This is a genomic window from Mycobacterium sp. NPDC051804, assembly GCF_044452905.1.
Lineage (GTDB): Bacteria > Actinomycetota > Actinomycetes > Mycobacteriales > Mycobacteriaceae > Mycobacterium.
Window position 1 is genome coordinate 460,391 of the sequence record NZ_JBITCD010000005.1, and the last position, 18,101, is coordinate 478,491.

At 63.9% G+C, this 18,101-nt stretch carries 15 protein-coding genes and 4 tRNA genes; 12 read left to right on the plus strand and 7 right to left on the minus strand.

Going from position 1 to position 18,101, the window contains the following annotated elements:
- Window position 1: 1 nt before the first annotated feature.
- Entirely contained in the window at window positions 2-586 is a 585-nt protein-coding gene (locus ACIA48_RS21975; RefSeq protein WP_396736289.1) for a TetR/AcrR family transcriptional regulator, read from the minus strand.
- 74 nt (window positions 587-660) lie between these two features.
- Between ACIA48_RS21975 and ACIA48_RS21980 the strand changes: the two genes are divergently transcribed.
- Window positions 661-1,668 (plus strand): oxygenase MpaB family protein, encoded by a 1,008-nt coding sequence (locus ACIA48_RS21980; protein ID WP_396736292.1) that lies wholly within the window; start codon window positions 661-663, stop codon window positions 1,666-1,668.
- Window positions 1,669-1,671: 3 nt separating this feature from the next.
- Here the strand turns inward: ACIA48_RS21980 and ACIA48_RS21985 are convergent, their stop codons facing one another.
- Window positions 1,672-2,028, minus strand: a complete 357-nt coding sequence (locus ACIA48_RS21985; RefSeq protein ID WP_396736294.1) for a DUF2510 domain-containing protein — start codon at window positions 2,026-2,028, stop codon at window positions 1,672-1,674.
- Between the two features lie 74 nt (window positions 2,029-2,102).
- Between ACIA48_RS21985 and ACIA48_RS21990 the strand changes: the two genes are divergently transcribed.
- Window positions 2,103-2,420, plus strand: a complete 318-nt coding sequence (locus ACIA48_RS21990) for a hypothetical protein (protein WP_396736297.1) — start codon at window positions 2,103-2,105, stop codon at window positions 2,418-2,420.
- 99 nt (window positions 2,421-2,519) lie between these two features.
- Window positions 2,520-4,511, plus strand: a complete 1,992-nt coding sequence (locus tag ACIA48_RS21995; RefSeq protein WP_396736300.1) for a serine/threonine-protein kinase — start codon at window positions 2,520-2,522, stop codon at window positions 4,509-4,511.
- 208 nt (window positions 4,512-4,719) lie between these two features.
- Here ACIA48_RS21995 and ACIA48_RS22000 read toward each other — a convergent pair.
- Window positions 4,720-4,795, minus strand: a tRNA-Lys gene (locus ACIA48_RS22000).
- Window positions 4,796-4,951: 156 nt separating this feature from the next.
- Between ACIA48_RS22000 and ACIA48_RS22005 the strand changes: the two genes are divergently transcribed.
- From ACIA48_RS22005 to ACIA48_RS22040, 8 genes are all read left to right on the plus strand, one after another.
- A tRNA-Glu gene (locus tag ACIA48_RS22005) sits at window positions 4,952-5,024 on the plus strand.
- A 33-nt stretch (window positions 5,025-5,057) separates the two neighbouring features.
- A tRNA-Asp gene (locus ACIA48_RS22010) sits at window positions 5,058-5,134 on the plus strand.
- A gap of 44 nt (window positions 5,135-5,178) precedes the next feature.
- Window positions 5,179-5,252: transfer RNA gene (locus tag ACIA48_RS22015), tRNA-Phe, on the plus strand.
- A gap of 1,325 nt (window positions 5,253-6,577) precedes the next feature.
- Window positions 6,578-10,621: an Ig-like domain-containing protein gene (locus tag ACIA48_RS22020; protein WP_396736302.1), complete on the plus strand. Its 4,044-nt coding sequence runs from the start codon at window positions 6,578-6,580 to the stop codon at window positions 10,619-10,621.
- Between the two features lie 469 nt (window positions 10,622-11,090).
- On the plus strand, window positions 11,091-11,429 hold the full coding sequence (locus tag ACIA48_RS22025) for a DUF4333 domain-containing protein (protein ID WP_396736305.1): 339 nt from the start codon (window positions 11,091-11,093) through the stop codon (window positions 11,427-11,429).
- Between the two features lie 93 nt (window positions 11,430-11,522).
- The gene (locus ACIA48_RS22030; RefSeq protein WP_396736308.1) at window positions 11,523-12,881 is read left to right on the plus strand and encodes a cytochrome P450; all 1,359 of its coding nucleotides are present in this window, start codon (window positions 11,523-11,525) and stop codon (window positions 12,879-12,881) included.
- Window positions 12,878-13,819 carry an alpha/beta fold hydrolase gene (locus tag ACIA48_RS22035; protein ID WP_396736311.1) on the plus strand — a complete coding sequence of 314 codons (942 nt, stop codon included), beginning with the start codon at window positions 12,878-12,880 and terminating at the stop codon, window positions 13,817-13,819. The genes ACIA48_RS22030 and ACIA48_RS22035 overlap by 4 nt, the downstream gene beginning before the upstream one ends.
- Window positions 13,816-14,661, plus strand: a complete 846-nt coding sequence (locus ACIA48_RS22040; protein WP_396736314.1) for an SDR family NAD(P)-dependent oxidoreductase — start codon at window positions 13,816-13,818, stop codon at window positions 14,659-14,661. The genes ACIA48_RS22035 and ACIA48_RS22040 overlap by 4 nt, the downstream gene beginning before the upstream one ends.
- Here ACIA48_RS22040 and ACIA48_RS22045 read toward each other — a convergent pair.
- Genes ACIA48_RS22045 through ACIA48_RS22060 form a run of 4 tightly spaced genes read right to left on the minus strand, consistent with a single transcriptional unit; the run spans window position 14,658 to window position 17,426 of the window.
- Complete coding sequence (locus tag ACIA48_RS22045) at window positions 14,658-15,662, minus strand: zinc-binding dehydrogenase (RefSeq protein WP_396736317.1); 1,005 nt, start codon at window positions 15,660-15,662, stop codon at window positions 14,658-14,660. The two genes, ACIA48_RS22040 and ACIA48_RS22045, sit on opposite strands and share 4 nt — an antisense overlap.
- 3 nt (window positions 15,663-15,665) lie before the next feature.
- Window positions 15,666-16,451, minus strand: a complete 786-nt coding sequence (locus ACIA48_RS22050) for an MBL fold metallo-hydrolase (protein ID WP_396736320.1) — start codon at window positions 16,449-16,451, stop codon at window positions 15,666-15,668.
- Window positions 16,448-16,903, minus strand: a complete 456-nt coding sequence (locus ACIA48_RS22055) for an ester cyclase (protein ID WP_396736322.1) — start codon at window positions 16,901-16,903, stop codon at window positions 16,448-16,450. The genes ACIA48_RS22050 and ACIA48_RS22055 overlap by 4 nt, the downstream gene beginning before the upstream one ends.
- Before the next feature lie 28 nt (window positions 16,904-16,931).
- Complete coding sequence (locus ACIA48_RS22060; RefSeq protein WP_396736325.1) at window positions 16,932-17,426, minus strand: DUF2834 domain-containing protein; 495 nt, start codon at window positions 17,424-17,426, stop codon at window positions 16,932-16,934.
- Window positions 17,427-17,496: 70 nt separating this feature from the next.
- On the opposite strand from ACIA48_RS22060, the gene ACIA48_RS22065 reads away from it, so the two are divergent.
- Window positions 17,497-18,090: a TetR/AcrR family transcriptional regulator gene (locus ACIA48_RS22065; RefSeq protein ID WP_396736328.1), complete on the plus strand. Its 594-nt coding sequence runs from the start codon at window positions 17,497-17,499 to the stop codon at window positions 18,088-18,090.
- The last annotated feature ends 11 nt before the right edge of the window (window positions 18,091-18,101 follow it).

The window sequence follows — 18,101 nt, forward strand, 5'->3', positions numbered from 1 at the left end:
GTCAGAAGCTCGATACTCGGCTCAGCAGCATCTCGACGCAGTAGTCGATGAACTGCTCGCGTGATGCTGCGAGCCTGCCGTTCAAATAGGCGGTGAACAGCGCCGTCAGCGCACCGATCAGTCCGGTGGCCACCATGGCCGCTTGGGCGGGATCGCTGATGCGCGTCAACTTGCGCTGTACCAGCTCGATGAAGCTCGGCATCCATTCGGCGCCCGAGCGGGTCAGCACCGGCTCCTTCTCGGGTGCCAGCAACAGAACCCGCCCGCGCGCCGGATCGTCGACCATCAGCGCGACGAATTGCTCCACCGCATCGCGTGGGGTGTTCGCCGTGGTCAGCGCGGACATCGCTCTGGCGCAGACGTCGTCGTACACCGCGCGGACAAACTCGTCGCGGTCGGCGAAGCTTTCGTAGAAGTACCGCTCCGTCAGGCCGGCCGATTGGCACACTCCGCGCACGGTGAGGGCGGGGCCTTGCGCGCCGCCGAGGCGTGCGACACCGGCGGCGATCAGTTCGTCACGGCGCAGTGCCTGGCGGTCTTCCAGCGGTACGCCCGACCATCTGCCCCGTCGTTGACCCGAAGGCACATCCCTCCTAGACTTCATTTTGACAACGCCTGTAGTCAGGATAGGTCATTCCGACTGGATGGGGAGCTAACCCAGTGACTCAAGATACGTCCGCGACATGCCCCGTGGCCAACGACGAGGCGCCGGTCACGGCCGGGTGCCCTGTTTCGTCTGGTGGATATGACGCCCTGCCGCAGCCGTTGGGGCCCGACTCGCTGACGTGGAAGTACTTCGGCCGGTGGACGGGGATGCTGCAAGGGCCGTGGGCGGGTTCGATGCAGAACATGCACCCGCAGTTGGGTGCCGCCGTCCAGGAGCATTCGATCTTTTTCATGGAGCGGATGCCTCGGCTGTACCGGTCGGTGTATCCGATCGGCGGCGTGGTTTTCGACGGTGATCGCGCGCCCAAGACAGGTGCGCAGGTCCGCGACTACCACATCGGGATCAAGGGTGTTGACGATCAGGGTCGTCGCTACAGCGCACTTAATCCAGATGTCTTCTATTGGGCACACGCGACGTTCTTCAAATCGACACTGCTGGCCGCAGAGTGGCTCGGCGGTGGCCTCACCGAGGCGCAGAAGCGCCAACTCTTCGACGAGCACATTGTGTGGTACTCGATGTACGGCATGAGCATGCGGCCGGTGCCGAAGTCGTGGGAAGAATTCCAGGAGTACTGGGATCACATGTGTAACAACGTGTTAGAGAACAACTGGGCCGCACGTGAGGTGCTCGATCTGTCGTCGATGACCAAGCACCCCTCCCTGGAGTGGATGCCCGATTGGATGTGGAAGTTGAACGTCGCGGGGATGCAGCGGTTCTTCAACTTCACCACCGTCGGCCTGTTCGATCCTGCGGTGCGCGAGCTGATGGGGTACACCTGGACACCCCGCCAGGAGCGGCTGCACAAGCTGTTCGGCAAGGTGGTGTACCGGGTCGTCAAGCTGCTACCCCAACGCGTGATGATGCACCCGCGCAAGCGATCTGCATGGGATCGCGCGAGCGGCCGACTGCCCGCGGACTCACCGTTGGTCGAGACGCCCGCGCGCAATCTTCCGCCGTTGGAATATCGCGACAACCCGCATTACTACTCGCCGAAGGTCTGAGACCTAACGTAAAACGGTGTGCGCCGTCCAGGCGACCCCGTCAAAATATCTTATCCGGCAATGGTTTTGAGGATCTGCAAACCAGCCCGCCTGCACCGGAGGATACCGGCCGAACACGCCACGCTGATCGCCGCGCAGGCTCAACCGGTGTTCGTAGTCCGCGCGGGCGCGTAAGCCGGCGTTGCGGATGGCGAGAGCCTTCCTGCGGCGGTTGACGAACAGGAGTAGTCCAACGATTGCGGTCACGGCGATCGCTTCGTACCAACCGTTCACGAGCCACCAAAACGTCATCACTACCGCGACGCCGGTGACCACGGGGTGACGTCGCCAAAAGGCGCGGGGGATGTGCTCGTAGAGCATGTCGTGAGATTACGCCCTGCGGGTGGCGGCGCGAAACACCAGCTCAGCAGCGCGCGGCGAGGCAGAATACGGGAGTGACGAAAGCCGGCTTATGGCTCAACGTGTCAATCGCGGTGCTGGGCATCGTCGCGTTCACAGTCGCCACGGCCGTCATGGGCTACAAATGGCTGGGCACCGACGAGGCCAACCGGGTGTACGCGTGCGGAAGCGGCAGCCGAGGGGGCCTGTGCACGACCGGCGAGACGACGTTCATGGTTCTGACTATCGTCTTCGGCGCCCTCGCGATCGGGTTGATCCTGCTCCTCATCTGGGGCGTGCGATCGGAGCGGCGCAAGGCGCGCCGATCATCACCGCAGCGCACGGCTTTCGTCACCACCGTCAGGCGTTTGTAGCGCTGGACGTTCCCGTCGAAGTCGCACGTCCTCACCAGGAACTCCCAGGCCACCGGTGCCACAGCGCTAAGATTTAGGTGACCTGGAACGAGGGTGCGCATGACCGATCCGACTGTCCGCCAGCCCGCCGAGTTCACTCAAAATCGGGTGTCGACCGACACCGCGGACGAAACCGGAAGCGGCACCGGAACACTCGGCTCGGCGTATGACATTTCCAGGCCATTCGTCGAGATCACACAGATCGAGGTCGGCCAGCGCCTCGACGACTTCGATCTGCTCGTCGAACTCGGCAGCGGCGCGTTCGCGCGAGTCTTTCTCGCCCGGCAACTGTCGTTGCAGCGACTGGTGGCGGTCAAAATATCCGCGAACCGCGGCCACGAACCACAAACCCTCGCTCAGCTTGATCACGACCACATCGTTCGAGTCTTCGACCAGCGCATTCTCCGCGATCGAGACTGGCGGCTGCTGTACATGCAGTATTTGCCCGGCGGGACGCTGCTCGACCTCGGTCGAGTGATTTTCGCTGGGGAGCGGCCACCTGACTCCGGTCAGGCGTTGCTCGACGCGGTAGACATCGCACTGGAATCCCGCGGCGAGAGCCGGCCAACAGAATCAATCAATCGCGCTGAGCTAGCGACCCTTTCCTGGCCCGAGACTGTTGCGTGGCTGGGGAAACGACTCGCTGGAGCATTGCAATATGCGAATTCACGGGGCGTCCTGCACCGCGACATCAAGCTCGCGAACGTCCTGCTCGCCCCCGATGGCACCCCCAAACTCGCCGACTTCAACGTCAGCTACTCCCGCAATGTTTCGGGCGCAAGCCCTTTCGACTATTTCGGCGGCTCACTGTCGTACATGTCTCCCGAGCAGCTCATGGCTACCCGGCCCGGACACACGCATGAGGCGTTAGACCTCGATACGCGCAGCGATATCTACTCACTCGCGGTGGTGTTGTGGGAATTGCTGACGGGCAGGAAACCATTCGATGACTCCGAGGCGCGAGCGGCTCGCGAGGACTCGGCCCGATCGGTCGGTGACACCACCGCGCTCGATCTGATGCTGACCACCCGCGCAAGAGGGGTTACGCCGGAGGCAATCGCCGCGCTACCCAGTGACTGCCCTGCCGCGCTGCGCCGAGTTCTGCTGAAGGCGCTGAGGGCCGATCGCGATCAACGCTGGGCCTCCGGCGCGGAACTCGCCGAACAACTCCAGCTGTGCCTTGACCCTCAAGCTCGCGACTTGGTGGATCCGCCGGCGAACAGTTGGCGCCTTCGGCTGCGGCCGTTCTTTCTGCCGATCGCCGCGTTGGCCATCCTGGTTCCGAATCTGATCGCCAGCGCATACAACATTCAGCACAACCAGCTGCTTATCGTCAACCAGCTCACAGCACAGGCCCAGGACCGGTTCGTGCTGGTCACCACAATAGTCAACTTAGTTTTCTTCCCCCTGGGGGCTGCGGTTCTGCTCTATTGGTATCGCTACATCATCCTAATTCCACGACGTCTGCGGCGTGGGCCAGCGCCGCCCGCAGAGACCTTGGCCCGAGCTCGCCACGACTGTCTTGTCGCAGGTGACCGGGCGGTGGTCGTCGTGTTCAGCTTGTGGTTGCTGTCAGGGCTGACATTTCCGCTCACCATGCAATTCGCAGCGGGTGGGATACCTGGTAGGTCTGCAATCCATTTCTTCGGGTCGATCACCGTGTGCGGCGCGATCGCGATCGCGTACCCATTCTTCCTTTTGACCTTCCACATCGTGCGCAGCGTCTATCCAGAACTGGTCGCATACGGACAGACGAATGTGGGAGAGGCCGAGCAGTTAAATGCGCTCAGCCGCCGACTGTCGCGCTACTTGGCGATCGCAGCCTCCGTGCCGTTGCTCGGCGTTGTGGCCGTCAGCTTCCTGACCGCCCCCGAGATCGCCGCAGTCATCGTCCCGATCAGGGTGCTGTGCATCGGGGGAATTGCCGGGTTCGTGCTTGCGTACTGGCTGTCGAGGCTCATCGAATCCGACATTCGCGCGCTCGAGCGGGTGATTAGCCACCGAGCGCCACAAGAGCTCTCATATTTAAGCCGCCCTGCGCGAACACTCTGACAGACGAGGCGGAACCCGAAGAGCCCCACCGCCGCTGTCGACATTAAGAACTAAGACACGTTGAACGCCAAGGGTTTCCAGATATCTTGACTGTTTCGCGACAGGGCTGACGGAGTGGTTTGATGCTCGTCACGGTTGCGGAGTCGCAAGGCTCCGACGAGGTTCGGGCGTATCGGGCCCGTCGGTGCAGCTTGTCGACGGGCAGTTCTGGTGCCCCCACTAGGACTCGAACCTAGGACCTGCGGATTAAAAGTCCGTAGCTCTACCAACTGAGCTATAGGGGCGCGAGGCATCAGGATACTGGGTGCTCCGGTGGGCAGGAGCGGGGCGACCCGGGAATGTCGCCGGGCACCGCGTTTGAGGATTGGGGTGCCCGTACCCTAAGCTAGCGAGGCTCCCAGCGTCACAGCGTTGTGAGTACCCCGGAGAGATTCGGCTGGGCCCCCTTCGTCTAGCGGCCTAGGACGCCGCCCTTTCAAGGCGGTAGCGCGGGTTCGAATCCCGTAGGGGGTACGCGCGACGCATTACGATGGGTCGCAAAAGCAAGGCCCTGTGGCGCAGTTGGTTAGCGCGCCGCCCTGTCACGGCGGAGGTCGCGGGTTCGAGTCCCGTCAGGGTCGCCATGTAGTGGCGAGGCATTTGGTTATCGAGATGGCCGGTGCCTTCCGGCCAGGTAGCTCAGTTGGTACGAGCGTCCGCCTGAAAAGCGGAAGGTCGCCGGTTCGATCCCGGCCCTGGCCACGTCAGAGGTGTTCTGCGCTTAGCGCCACCCAGTATTGACGTCTCTTCGTCGATCTTGCCGACTGCTCGATCGAGTACGTACTTCTGTGTGCACCTGGCCGCGGGACATGTAGACGTCTTGAGTCATCGAGGGCGGGCGTGTCCCAGTCGGTCGGCGCCGATATGCCAGCGTCATCGATCAAGGTGGCCAACGTCTTCCAGGATGAATGCGACGAGACGTCCGGTAGCCCGAGCGATTCACGGACCTCGCGCCACTGCTTGCCGAAGTTGTCGGGGTCCCGCAGCGTGCCAGTGCGACGGGAAGATCACCCCAGCCACGGCAAGTTTCGGTATCGATGCGCACCACGCCAATCTCAATCGCGGTTGTCTTGCTGAAGGGTTCACCCGGCGCCCCAGGGGTTTGGCCTTGGCAGCATCGAATCATGAAACCGGTCACGCCCACTAAGAGAGTGGGAGCGGCCGAACACTAGCTACGCCGTTGGATGCACCAGTAGGGAAAACCCCCTTACCGGAGCACGGTCGAATCGGCAAAATAGCTGAAAGGTCCGCCGGGCAAACCCCTCCGCGGCCCGGCGGACCTTCTGCAGCAACCGGCGAAAGTTACAGACTGCACTAACCTAATTTTCGTTCCTGTCGCCAGTTCGCTGAAACAATACGCAAGGGTTGTGCGTTGCTTACCGTCCGGGGTGGCGTCGCGGGGCAGGCTCGCTGCTGAACTTCCAGGTTCACCCCGCCTGACGCTTCGCGCCGGAAGGAGGCGTCACCTCCTTCCAAGCGAGTAAATTTTGGAAGCGGCGTTTGGCGCGAGGCCGAAACAACAAGCTGGGACCTCAGCCCGGCCAGATCTGTTACAGATAACTTGGCCGGAATTATTGGGCGGCAATCACGACTCAGGGTGGGCTCATGTGCGGTGACCGTAATGGTGGGGTTCTCGAGGGCTGCTCGTTGCCCGGGTGAGGGCCGTCGGGGCACGCAGGGAAGTAAGGAGCATGTCTTAGCAGTCTGCACTCGTGTTCTGCGCAAGCCTTGAGGGCAGAGAACAAGGGATATCCGTAAGCCGCCTTACTGCAGTTCACACTGAATCTGGCTGACACTTGATCGTTCAAGACCCGGTCAGAAGCTTTTGTGACCTGCAATGTTAGCGTGGTCAAATTCAAATAGCGATCAGCAAACTCGTAGCGTATGCAACAACCGGCGCATCTAGTTTGCCCGCGGGGTAGTGATCTTGGCGACATCGTTTCTAAGCTAGCGACGGGGCCTGAGAATTCTCAGGGAAATTCTGTCGAGAACGACCGGTTCACCCGGTCTTCACACCGGGGACCTTAATGCGCACAGCTACGTCACTTCACCATGCCCTTCGGGGCCGGCACCTCGCAGCCGTATCGCGCCATTTCAGTTGCGCAACCTACATCGGTCGAGTCGGGGCGCTGGCGGTCGCGCTAGGCATCGGGTCAGCCGTCGCGTTCGCGCCAGGTGTGGCCTGGGCTGAGGGCACCGGCGAAGACACCGCCTCCGTCGATAGCGGGCCGGCCAATCCGCAACCGGTCAACGAAGCTGAGGACGGGGGCAACGAGGGAGATTCCAATCCGGGGAATCCGGGCGGTGTGACCCCCGCCCCAACCACGACGACGACGGGTAGTCAGTCCACCACGGTCATCGGTGGTGGGGGCTCGCCTCAGGTGACGATCAGCGGGTCGACGGTCGACCTGTCAGGTACGACCACTGAGCAGACCCCGGCGTCCAGCGCGCCGACAACCGCGAAAGCCACGCCGACCGCGACGGTGGAACCGACGACTCCGCCGCAGCCGAGTTACACCCCTGAGCCGCCGCCAAGCACCGTTCCCGAGCCGATAAGTTCGACCGTTCCCGAACCTGACCCGCCCGCCACTGCCCCTGAAGGTGGTGCGCAAGAGTTGAACGCGGGCGTGGGGGATTCGCAAAACTTCGTCGATGGTCAGGGTGATCCGTCGGGGACGACGATGATCACCGCATTCGACGGCGGCGCTGACCCTGGTGCCGGGCAGTTCGGGTTGCGGATGTCGGGCCCGACCGGGGTAGATGAGCCTCAGAATCTGATGGCCGCTGATTTTTCGGCGGGTTTGACGACGTTGGATGAACCGGCGCCACCACCGCCAGCTCCGGATCCGTTTGAGGCAATATCGGTGTTCGTTGGGTCGATCATCAGCCAGGTGGTCAATGCGGTGAGCGCGGCGCTGGCCCCGGTTTTCGGTCCTGGTGCGCCGCTCTATAACTCGGTGATTTGGGGCGCGATCGAGGCGGTGCGCCGCCAGACCAATCAGGCCTGGGCCAACTCGACGCCGGTCGTGGACTTGCAGACCACCGGTCAGCAAGATCTTGATGACCGCGAAATCCACGGCACGCTGAACGGTTCAGATCCCGACGACGACGCGTTGACCTACAGCGTGCCCACCAGTGGGGTGGGCGCCCCCACGAACGGCACGGTCACCATCGACGCCGCGGCAGGCACGTGGACCTACAAGCCCAATGAGGGTTACACCGGATCCGACAGCTTCACCATCACTGCATCAGACGAACTCGCCGGCTACCACATCCACGGCGCCGGACAAGCCCACACGGCAAGCGATTCCATCACGGTCACCGTGTCCGCGGTTACCCCGACCAACAACCCACCGGTGGCGGGCGCATCATCCGATCCGGTGATCGACCAGCTCACCGGCGTGGTCACCGGGCAGGTCAGCGCCACCGACCCCGATGTCGGCGACACAGTGACCTATGCGCTTGCCAGCCCGATCAACCCCGAGATCGGCGTAATCGACGTGAACCCGACCACCGGCGCGTGGACGTTCACCCCCGAGCCGGACGCCCGGCTGGATGCCTACCTGACCGACATCGACGACGACGTCGACTTCACCATTAACGCCACCGACAACAAGGCGATCACACCGATCGCCGTGTCGGCGCCCATCGATCCCGCCGAAGCTGTGGTCACGGACACCGTTGGCGTCGGTGACGGCCCGTGGGGAGCGGCGGTGAGCGGCGGCTACCTGTACGTCGCAAACTCTAGCGACGGCACCGTGACCGTTATCAACACCGCCACCAACACTGTCGTCGACACGATTCCGGTCGGCTCGGACCCGATCGGGGTGGCGGTCAGCGGTGACCGCCTCTACGTCGCCAACGGCCAGGACGGCACCGTGACAGTCATCAATACCACCACCAACACAGTCGTTGACACCAACCTGGCCACCCCCGAGCCCGATCCCATCATCGTCGGCGACGTCATCAACTCGCCCGGGATCGCGGCCAGCGGTGACCGCCTCTATGTCGCCCACGACAACGACATCGTGACCGTCTTCGACACCACCACCTACACCGTCGTCGGCGCCATCCCCGTCGGCACCACTCCGTCCGGGTTAGCGGTCAACGGCGACTACCTCTACGTCAACAATCAAGCCGACGGCACCGTGACCGTCGTCGACACCATCACCAACACCGTCGTCGACGCCAAACCCGCCACTCTGGAGATAGACCCCATCACCGTTGGCAGCGGTCCGATCGGCGTGGCAGCCAGCGGCGCCCGGCTCTACGTTGCCAACAGCGGTGACGGCACCGTGACCGTCATCGACACCACCACCCAAACCGTCGTCGACACCATCACCGTCGGCAACCCTGTGGGCGGGGTGGCGGTCAGCGGCGACCGCGTATACGTCTCCAGTCCCTTGGACGGCACCGTGACCGTCGTTGACACCACCACCAATACGGTGGTCGAAACTGTCGCGGTGGGCGCCTTCCCGGCGGGGATCGCCGTGAGCGGCAACACAATCTACGTCGCCAACTTCAGCGACGGCACCGTGTCGGTGATCACCAGCGTGCACGAGGGTCCCGAGCTGACTCCAAACGAGGACGGCACCTTCGACATGGAGCTGCGTTACGGCAGCCCGGGCGAGTTCGAGGACGTGGTCATCCCGGAAGCGGGTCAGCCTGGGGCGCCGCAGTATTGGCGCGTGGTGTCACAGACCTACGACCCCGAGACTGGCACATTCGTGGCGGTGTTGGAACCAACGCTGGGCGCTGAGTTGCTGGCGGGCCAGAACGTGACGCTCAATGACTCGTTCACGCTGCAAGCCACACCTGCCAGTGATACCCAGACGCAGTTCGCCACGTTCTCGCTGCGTGCCGGGTCGGCGATGATGGCGGCGCTGGACGATCCCGGCGGCGGGACGCCGCTGCCACAGCCCCCGGGCGCCAACCTGGAGGTTGTAGAGGACGCGATCGAAGTCGGCGGCAAGCCGACAGGTGTCGTGGTCACCGAGAAGTACGCCTACATCATGAACTTCGAAGAGGACGGCAGCGTCGCTGTCATCGGCGCGGACCCCGACGACACCGCCACTTACAACAAGGTGATCACCACGATCGACACGGGCAGCGCGCCCGTCGTGGGTACGGTGGCCGGCCACAACCTGTATGTGGTCAACACGGGCGTCACGGTGGCTTCCTATCAAAATCCCGAGCAAGCGCCGCCCTCGACCGTCACAGTGATCGACACCCGCGACAACACGGTCGTCGTCGAAGCAATCACCATGGAGCCGTGGTCGTACTCCCCGACGGCAAGCCACGACGGGAATCGCGTCTACGTCAGCAACCTAATGGACGGTCACGTGTATGTGATCGACAGCGACCCGAAAAGCCTCACCTATAACCAAGTGATCGACGAGATTGTGGTGTCCCCGCCGACCGATTTCAACACCGGCGACATGAATCAGTTGGCGATGGGACAGTTCAATTCCGACGGCACCCGCCTCTACGTCATGCATGCGAACGGGGCTCCCGGCGCGCAAGTTCCAGAGATCAGTGTGGTGGTGATCGACACCGATCCGACCAGCGGTACCTACCACACTGTTCTGGATGCGGACACCACGACGCCTGCGGTGGATTTCATCCCGATCGACGGTTTCGCGCCCGGTCTCGCCGCCACCAACGGGACGCGCTATTACGCCCCGACCTGGGATCCCTCTTTCGTTCAGAATCCCGGGCAGCTCCCTGCCTCTACGGTGACTGTGATCGATATCGACCCGAACAGCCCGACTTTCAACACGATTGTCGACGGGGACACTTCGACTCCGGAGATCGACGGAATCCCGGCTGGCACTGCAGCACTCAACGCGGCCGTCAGTCCGGACGGCAGCGTGCTCTACGTGGTCAACTCCGCCGACGGAACGGTCACGGTAATCGACACGGTGACCAACAACGTGATCACCACCTTCACTTACAACTCCGGGGCAGGAAACGCGTTCGACACAAACCTGCTCGGTGTCAGTCCCGACGGAAAGCAGATGTACATCAGCAAGAACGGCAGCGGCACTGTCACCTCGGTCAGGATCGTCTGAGTGGAAGGCGCGGAAACCAAGGCCAAGGAACGGTATTCACTGGAGTCGCCCCTTCTGCGGGCTGTAGCGAGCTAGGTTTGGCGATGCAGTCATCGCGAACTTTCAGAGCGCGGCTACTGAGTCGGGCGCCCGCGACGCGTTAGCAACAGCTTCGGGTCACCACCTCCTACTTGACGGTAATTCGTCGTTAATGCCTGCGACACAGCGAGAGTCACTGGGAACGAGCCGGGGTATAGCTCGATCAAAAGCCCAATGCGCACAGACCAACCGGGAACTGCATCCGCGTGTCGAGGATCATCAACCTAAAGCGGAAGGTCGAAGGGTCGATCCCGGCCCTGGTCTGCTTCGACTTTCCCTCGTCTTAAAGCGCTGATTCGTCGCGTGTCCTCGGTTCCCAAGAATCCGTCAAGGCCTTGCCCGCATCCTTGCGTGGACCGGCCACCGCGGCCGGGTGCGAAAGGAACGATCGATGAACCGATCTGCCACACAACGACCATTAGCGGCTCTGTTGGTATCCGGCGGGCTGAGCGTGGCCGCGCTGGGACTGGTCGCGGGAATCGCACAGGCCGAACCCGCGCCGGTGACCGTCATTCCCGAGGCAGCCGCGCAGACGGTCGTCGACGTGGTCTCCGAGAACACCGCTTTCACTCCGACCGACGTGACGTGCCCGTCGGGAGTGCAGGCAAAGGTGGGACAGCAGTTCGAGTGTCAGTTCACCGGTCCCGAGGGGCCGTACACCGCGTATCTGCAGATCAGCAAGGTTGACGGCACATACGTTGAGTACGCGATTACGACCCGTCGGGATTAGACGGCGCCGCTGCTTTCTGCCCTTCGAGGGTTGCGCGATCTCGGACGAGCGCATACCTTCCGTTGGTACGATGGTGTACCACGGAGGGATTAGATGGCTGAGCTGACGACGGATCCGGTGCGCATGCCTCCGGCACCGCGCATACCGAAACTTCTGCAAGGTGTGGGGTTTCTTGCCGCCAGGGAAAAGTCGGTCGCGGCGGTGGCCAAGCGACACGGCCCCACGTTCACGCTCAACCTGCCGATCTTCGGACCGACCGTCGTCGTCGGCGATCCGGCCCTCATCAAGGAACTGTTCACGGCCAAGCCCGACATGATCGCGCGCGCCGGGGTGCTCGGCGAGATGTTCGGCCCCGGTTCGACGTTCAGCCTCGAGGGAGCCGAGCACCGCGAACGGCGCAAGCTGCTGGTTCCGCCGTTCCATGGCAAGCGGATGGCCGGCTATGAGGCGATCGTCGAGGAAGAGGTCATGCGTGAGATCGCGTCCTGGCCCGAGGGCCAGGAATTCGAGACCATGCCCTCGATGATGCGCATCACCCTGAACGCGATTCTGCGGACGGTGTTCGGCGCCGAGGGTCGCGCTCTGGACGAGCTGCGCGAAGCCCTGCCGCAGATGGTGCTCTACGCCTCTCGGCTGGCCGTCATGCCGCCGGTGCTACGCCGGGACTTCGGTCGGCGCAGTCCCGGCCGCAAACTGGCCGACAACCGAAGGAGCTACGACGAGATCATCGGTCGACTCATCGCCGACATCCGCAGCGACCCGGCGTTCGAGGAGCGCACCGATGTCCTGTCGCTCATGTTGCAGGCACGGTACGAGGACGGGTCGCCGATATCCGACGACCACGTGGCCGACGAACTGCTGACGCTGCTGGCCGCCGGCCACGAGACCACGGCCACCACCCTGGCGTGGACGGTCGAGCGGCTGCGCAGGCACCCGCGCCTGCTGCACCGTCTGGCCGCCGATGTCGATGCGGGTAGATCCGAGCTCGTGCAGGCAACCATCTGGGAGGTCCAGCGCACGAGGTCCGTGATCAACGGGACCGCACGAATGACCAAGGCGCGAATGCGGTTGGGCGAATGGGTCATTCCCGAACGTCACGTCGTGATGGCCAGCATCACGCTGGCGCACTCGGCCGACGGTAGCTTCCCCGACGCGACGGCCTTCGATCCCGACCGGTTCGTCGGCAATCCGCCGGACAACTACGCGTGGATTCCCTACGGTGGCGGCGTCCGACGCTGCATCGGAGCCGCGTTCGCCAACATGGAGATGACGGTGACGCTGCGAACGTTGATGCGCGAGTTCGAATTCGGCACCACCTACACCGCTGGTGAGCGCAGGCATTCCCGCGGCGTCGCCATTGCGCCCGGACGCGGCGGCCGGGCGGTCGTCTACCGCCGCCGCGCCGCGGCTCCGCAGACCAGCCCTTCCAAAGCGGCGTGGGTATCGGCGTGACGGCGAACGAGACGATCGTCGACGTCGGCCGCGGCATCGAACTGTGTTACCAACAGATCGGTGATCCGGCCGATCCGCCCGTCATGCTGATCGCCGGGCTGGGCCAGCAATTGCATTCGTGGCCCGACGAATTCGTCGCGAGGCTCGTCGGCCGCGGCTACCACGTCACCCGGTTCGACAACCGCGACGCGGGCCGCTCCACCCACATGCGCTATCGGCCGGCCAATCCGGTGGCGATGTTCCGCGGAGGCGACCCCCGGCACCAGTACCACCTCGGCGACATGGCGCGCGACACCGTTGGTCTGATGGATGCGCTCGGATATCCAGACGCGCACCTGGTCGGCGTTTCGATGGGCGGGATGATCGCGCAGACCGTCGCCGCGCACCATCCGGGGCGGGTCCGTACCCTCACGTCGATCATGTCGACGACGGGGGCGCCCCGGCTCGGACGGCCCGCTCTGTCCACGTGGCGAAGGATGTTGACGTCGAAACCGCCGCGGACCAGGGCGGAGGAAATGGACCGTGCTGCAAACATCTTCGCCCACATCGGATCGCACGGCTTCCCCTTTGACGAGCAGGCGGTACGCACGTACGCAGGAATTGCCTACGATCGCGATCCGAGCCCAGCGGGCATCGTGCGGCAGCTGACGGGCATCTTCGCGTCTGGCGACCGGACCGCCGAACTCGCCCACATCGACGTCCCGACCCTGGTTATCCACGGCGACCGTGACCGCATGGTTCATCCGACCGGTGGAGCTGCGACCGTCCGAGCGATACCGGGCGCACGCCTGGAGACGATCGTCGGCCTCGGCCACGACCTGCCCGTCGGGGCATGGGACCGGATCATCGACCTCATCACCGAACACGTCACGTTTGCTGGATTCGCGGCCCGCCGCGGTGCAGCCCTTACTCACACCGAGCGCGAGGAGAACGCATGACCAAGCGGCACAGGACGATAAGTGGCCGCACCGCGGTCATCACCGGCGCGGCATCGGGTATCGGCCGCGCGTTGGCGCAACGGCTGTCCGCGCACAGCTGCCCGGTCGCCATCGCCGATGTCGACGAGGCGGGCCTGAAGGAAACCGAGGCTTCACTGCGTGGCCCAGCCCTACTGCGGGTGCTCGATGTCAGCGATGCGCAAGCGCAGCGCGACTTCGCGACAGAGGTACGAGACTGGGCGCCCCAGCCGATAGGCGCGGTGTTCAACAACGCCGGTGTAGCGGTCGGGTCGAGCGTGCTCGACGCTGTCCCGGAGGACGACGAATGGCTCTGGAGCATCAACTTCGGCGGCGTTGTCAACGGCACAAGGGCGTTTCTGCCCATCCTCGTCGAGCAGGATGAGGGCGTGATCGTCAACACGTCGAGCGTCTTCGGTCTCGTCGGCATGCCGACTCAGAGTGCCTATTGCGCAGCCAAGTTCGCCGTCCGCGGCTTCACCGATGCCCTTCGTCAAGAGCTACGGGGAACCGGCGTCACGGCCATCAACGTGCACCCGGGCGGGATCAACACGAACATCGTGCGCAACGGCCGGATGCGCAACGATCCCGAGGGTCGAGGCCGTACCCAGGAGCAGATGGCCCAGGAGTTCGCGAATATCACCATGACGCAGCCCGACAAGGCTGCCGAGATCATCCATCGCGGTGTCGAGTCCGGCAAGGCGCGAATACTCGTCGGACCCGACGCCTACATGTTCGACGCCTTGGCGCGAGTGGCGCCGACGCGCTACTACGACGTGCTCGGCAGGTTGCAGAGCGTCCTGAGGAAGCGCGCGGCCAGCTAGGGGACCAGCACGACCTTGCCGACGTTCTCGCGCGCGGCGAGGATGCGGTGCGCCTCGCGCGCGTTGTCGAACGGTATGGCGGCGTGCACGACCGGTGAGACGGAGCCGTCGGCCAGCGCCGTCGACAGCGGACCGATCCACGGTTCGAGGGTGCCGCGATCGTCCCACAGCGCCAGCATGTTGAGGCCGATGACGGCCTTGGACTCCGAGAGTTGTTTTGTCAGATTGAACCCGCGAAGCATCGGCAGCAACTGCGGCAAAGCGGTTCGCAGAGAACGCTTCTCGCCCTGTTGCAACGCAGAGATCCCGTATGCGATCAGCTTGCCGCCGGGTCGCAGCAGATTGTAGGAGCGGCGCAGCGACGATCCGCCGATCGCGTCGAGCACGAAGTCGTATGGAGGCAGATCCTTCCACCAGCCGTCACGTCGGTAGTCGATGGTGCGGTCGACACCCATCTCCTTCAGCGCCTGGTGCTTACCGGGTGACGCGGTGCCGTGAATCTCGGCCCCGGTGGGCTTGGCGAGTTGGATGGCCGCGATGCCGACACCGCCGGCGGCTGCGTGGATGAGCACGCGTTCCCCCGCTTTCGGTGATCCATAGCCGTGCAGCGCCGCCCATGCGGTTGCGTAATTGACCGGGACGGCGGCGCCCTGCTCGAAGGTCAGACTGTCCGGCAGGTGGACCGTGTCGGCAGCTTTGACGTTCACGATCTCGGAGTAGCCGCCGAAACGCGTTCCGGCCAAAACTCTTTCGCCGACACGTGAGCTGTCGACACCGTCACCGACCGCTTCGATCGTCCCTGCGACCTCGTAGCCGACCACGCACGGCGTTTTCGGTGCTTCGGGGTAGAGGCCGACGCGGGCGAGATGGTCGGCAAAGTTCACTCCGGATGCTCGCACCGCGATGCGCACCTGACCGGGCCCAGGAGGCGGCGGGTCGGGACGCTGCTCGACCTTGAGCACCGACAGATCGCCGTGCTTGGTGATGACGACGGCGCGCATGGCTTAGGCCGTCGCTTTCGCGTGTTCGTACAGATCCGCGTCGTGGGCGCAGACGATCAGCATGTCGGGCTCCTGACGCTGATAGAGCTCGGTGAGGCGAGCGTGGTTGTCCAGCACCTTCTTTCGATCGAATGCGAGAAGGGGCTCGATGATCCTGATGGGTCGGGGGACCTCGGAGATGCCGTCTAGGGTGCCCTGGTGGTAGAAGGCGTCTCCGCCGTGCAGCACCCACCGGTTGCCGGCGTCGACGGCGATGCAGGCGTGTCCGCGCGTATGGCCGGGCAGCGAGACGAGGACGATTCCCGGCGCGATCTCGTCGAGTTCCTTGGCGGCGGCGAACCCCCGCCATTTCTCGCCGTCGGGGTTGTGCTCGACAATCTTGGGATCGTGCGCCCACTGTGCGGCGCGAAAGCGCATCTTCTCCTGGAACGTCGGTTCGCGTACAGCGCCTTGTATCTCGGCGCTGGTGGCGTGTATCTGGGCGTCGGGGAAGTCGGAGATGCCGCCGATGTGGTCCATGTCGAAATGCGTGACGACGATGTGGCGGACGTCGGCTCGAGTGAACCCGAGGCGCTCCACCTGGCGCAGCGCGGTTTCCCCGTGGTCGAACACTGGCTTGAAGAGGTGGCGGGTGGGCCCGACCCGGCCGTGGTCGTCGCAGTCGCGCGTCCCGTATCCGGTGTCGACGAGCACCAGACCGTTGTCGGTCTCGACGAGCAGGACGTGGCAGACGATCTTCGGCGCGATGTACGGGTGCATCGTCCCGCAGTTGAGGTGATGGACCTTCACAGTTCACCCGATCCCGCCAGGGCGAGGAGTTCGCCGCGACCGATTTGCGTGACGAGGCTCGCCGAGTCGAAGTAAATGCGTTCGTTGACAACGCGGTCGCCGTCGAAATAGAACACCGCGATGATGGGTACCCGGAATGCCTTTCCCGTCGGAGGCAGACCGTAGAACTCGCCGAGATTGGTTCCCAGTAGGTCGAATTCGACGATGACGGCATCGTCGGCCACATGGAACCGGGCATTGTCGTGCCGCTGGTCCGGGAATGCGGTGCGGGTGGTCCGGTAGTAACCCATGACCTCGTCGTCGCCGTCGAAGACCTGGCCGGTGGCCATGATCTCGTAGTGCGGATGGCCGTTAAAGGTGGCCAGGGTGCGGTCGAACTCCTTGGTGACCTCGGTGTCCATGTGCTCCCGGATCACCTCGAGGCGGCGGTCGCGCAGATCGTCTGTGATCATGCGTCGACCTTATGCCGCCGCCCAGGGGTCAGACCGCGGATTGCAGCGGTGCCCCTAGCTGCTGGTGCCGGTGTTGGCGCTCGATGACGGCGAGATATGCCGCCCACGCGAATGCGGAGCTGGCGAACAGGATGAACCCGATGAACAGCCAGGCATGCTTGATGCCGCGCCTGCGGCCGTCGACGAGGCACCACACGGGGAAGAGCAGAACGCTCATGATCGTGTAGTCCTGGCTGGCCGAACTCGCGGCGGGGTTGGCGTAACCCAGCGTGATGAACTCCCACCAGCTGCCTGGGCCCCAGATGAAGTTGTGCACACCGCCAGCCGGCGCGTACTCCGCGACGTACTGGTTGTTGAAGTAGTAGCCGAGCACGACCGACGCGATGCCCGCGACCCAGTAGAAGAGCTCAAGCCCGGTCACTTGTGAACCGGACGAATAGCGCGCGAATATCGCCGGATTCGTCTTGACGATGAAGGCCATCGTCGCGAAGCCGAGGACGAGGTGGACGATCAGCGAAACCATAAAGACGGAGTCTCACCTCGGGCTCAAGTTTTGTCAATAATGACATAACTCTGTGCGGTAGTTTCTCCCCATGGTTCGACCCGCCCAAACGGCGCGAAGTGAACGCACGCGCGAGGCGTTGCGGCAGGCCGCCGTGGTGCGCTTCCTCGCCCAAGGCGTCGAGGACACCTCGGCCGAGCAGATCGCCGCCGACGCCGGGGTGTCGCTGCGGACGTTCTACCGGCACTTCGCGTCCAAGCACGATCTGTTGTTCGCCGACTATGCGGGCCTGGAGTGGTTCAGGGCGGCGTTGTCCGAGCGCGCTCCCGACGAGTCGATTCTCGACTCGGTCCACGCCGCGATGATGGCGCGGCCGTACGACGACTGGGCCGTCGCGCAGACCGCCGCCCTGCGTGCGCAGGAAATCGAACCGGACCGCATCGTGCGCCACATTCGTCAGGTCGAGGCCGATTTTGCCGAGGCGATCGTGCAGCAGTTAGCCGAGGAGAACCCGCCCGCACCGGGTGGCGACGACGGGATGCGCATAGCCATCACCGCGCGGTGTATCGCGGCGGCGGTCTTCGGTGCGATGGAGGTGTGGATGCTCGGCCAGGAGCGGTCGCTGCCCGAGTTATCGAGGCTGACCCGAGAGGCATTGGACACCCTGACGAAGGGGATCGGCTGAAAGTTTTGTCA

Bases quoted from the DNA above. Each gene is read 5' to 3' on its own strand.
- ACIA48_RS21985 (WP_396736294.1), bottom strand. From the start codon at position 2,028: ATGCTCTACGAGCACATCCCCCGCGCCTTTTGGCGACGTCACCCCGTG.
- ACIA48_RS21995 (WP_396736300.1), top strand. From the start codon at position 2,520: ATGACCGATCCGACTGTCCGCCAGCCCGCCGAGTTCACTCAAAATCGG.
- ACIA48_RS22020 (WP_396736302.1), top strand. From the start codon at position 6,578: ATGCGCACAGCTACGTCACTTCACCATGCCCTTCGGGGCCGGCACCTC.
- ACIA48_RS22025 (WP_396736305.1), top strand. From the start codon at position 11,091: ATGAACCGATCTGCCACACAACGACCATTAGCGGCTCTGTTGGTATCC.
- ACIA48_RS22030 (WP_396736308.1), top strand. From the start codon at position 11,523: ATGGCTGAGCTGACGACGGATCCGGTGCGCATGCCTCCGGCACCGCGC.
- ACIA48_RS22040 (WP_396736314.1), top strand. From the start codon at position 13,816: ATGACCAAGCGGCACAGGACGATAAGTGGCCGCACCGCGGTCATCACC.
- ACIA48_RS22045 (WP_396736317.1), bottom strand. From the start codon at position 15,662: ATGCGCGCCGTCGTCATCACCAAGCACGGCGATCTGTCGGTGCTCAAG.
- ACIA48_RS22055 (WP_396736322.1), bottom strand. From the start codon at position 16,903: ATGATCACAGACGATCTGCGCGACCGCCGCCTCGAGGTGATCCGGGAG.
- ACIA48_RS22060 (WP_396736325.1), bottom strand. From the start codon at position 17,426: ATGGTTTCGCTGATCGTCCACCTCGTCCTCGGCTTCGCGACGATGGCC.
- ACIA48_RS22065 (WP_396736328.1), top strand. From the start codon at position 17,497: ATGGTTCGACCCGCCCAAACGGCGCGAAGTGAACGCACGCGCGAGGCG.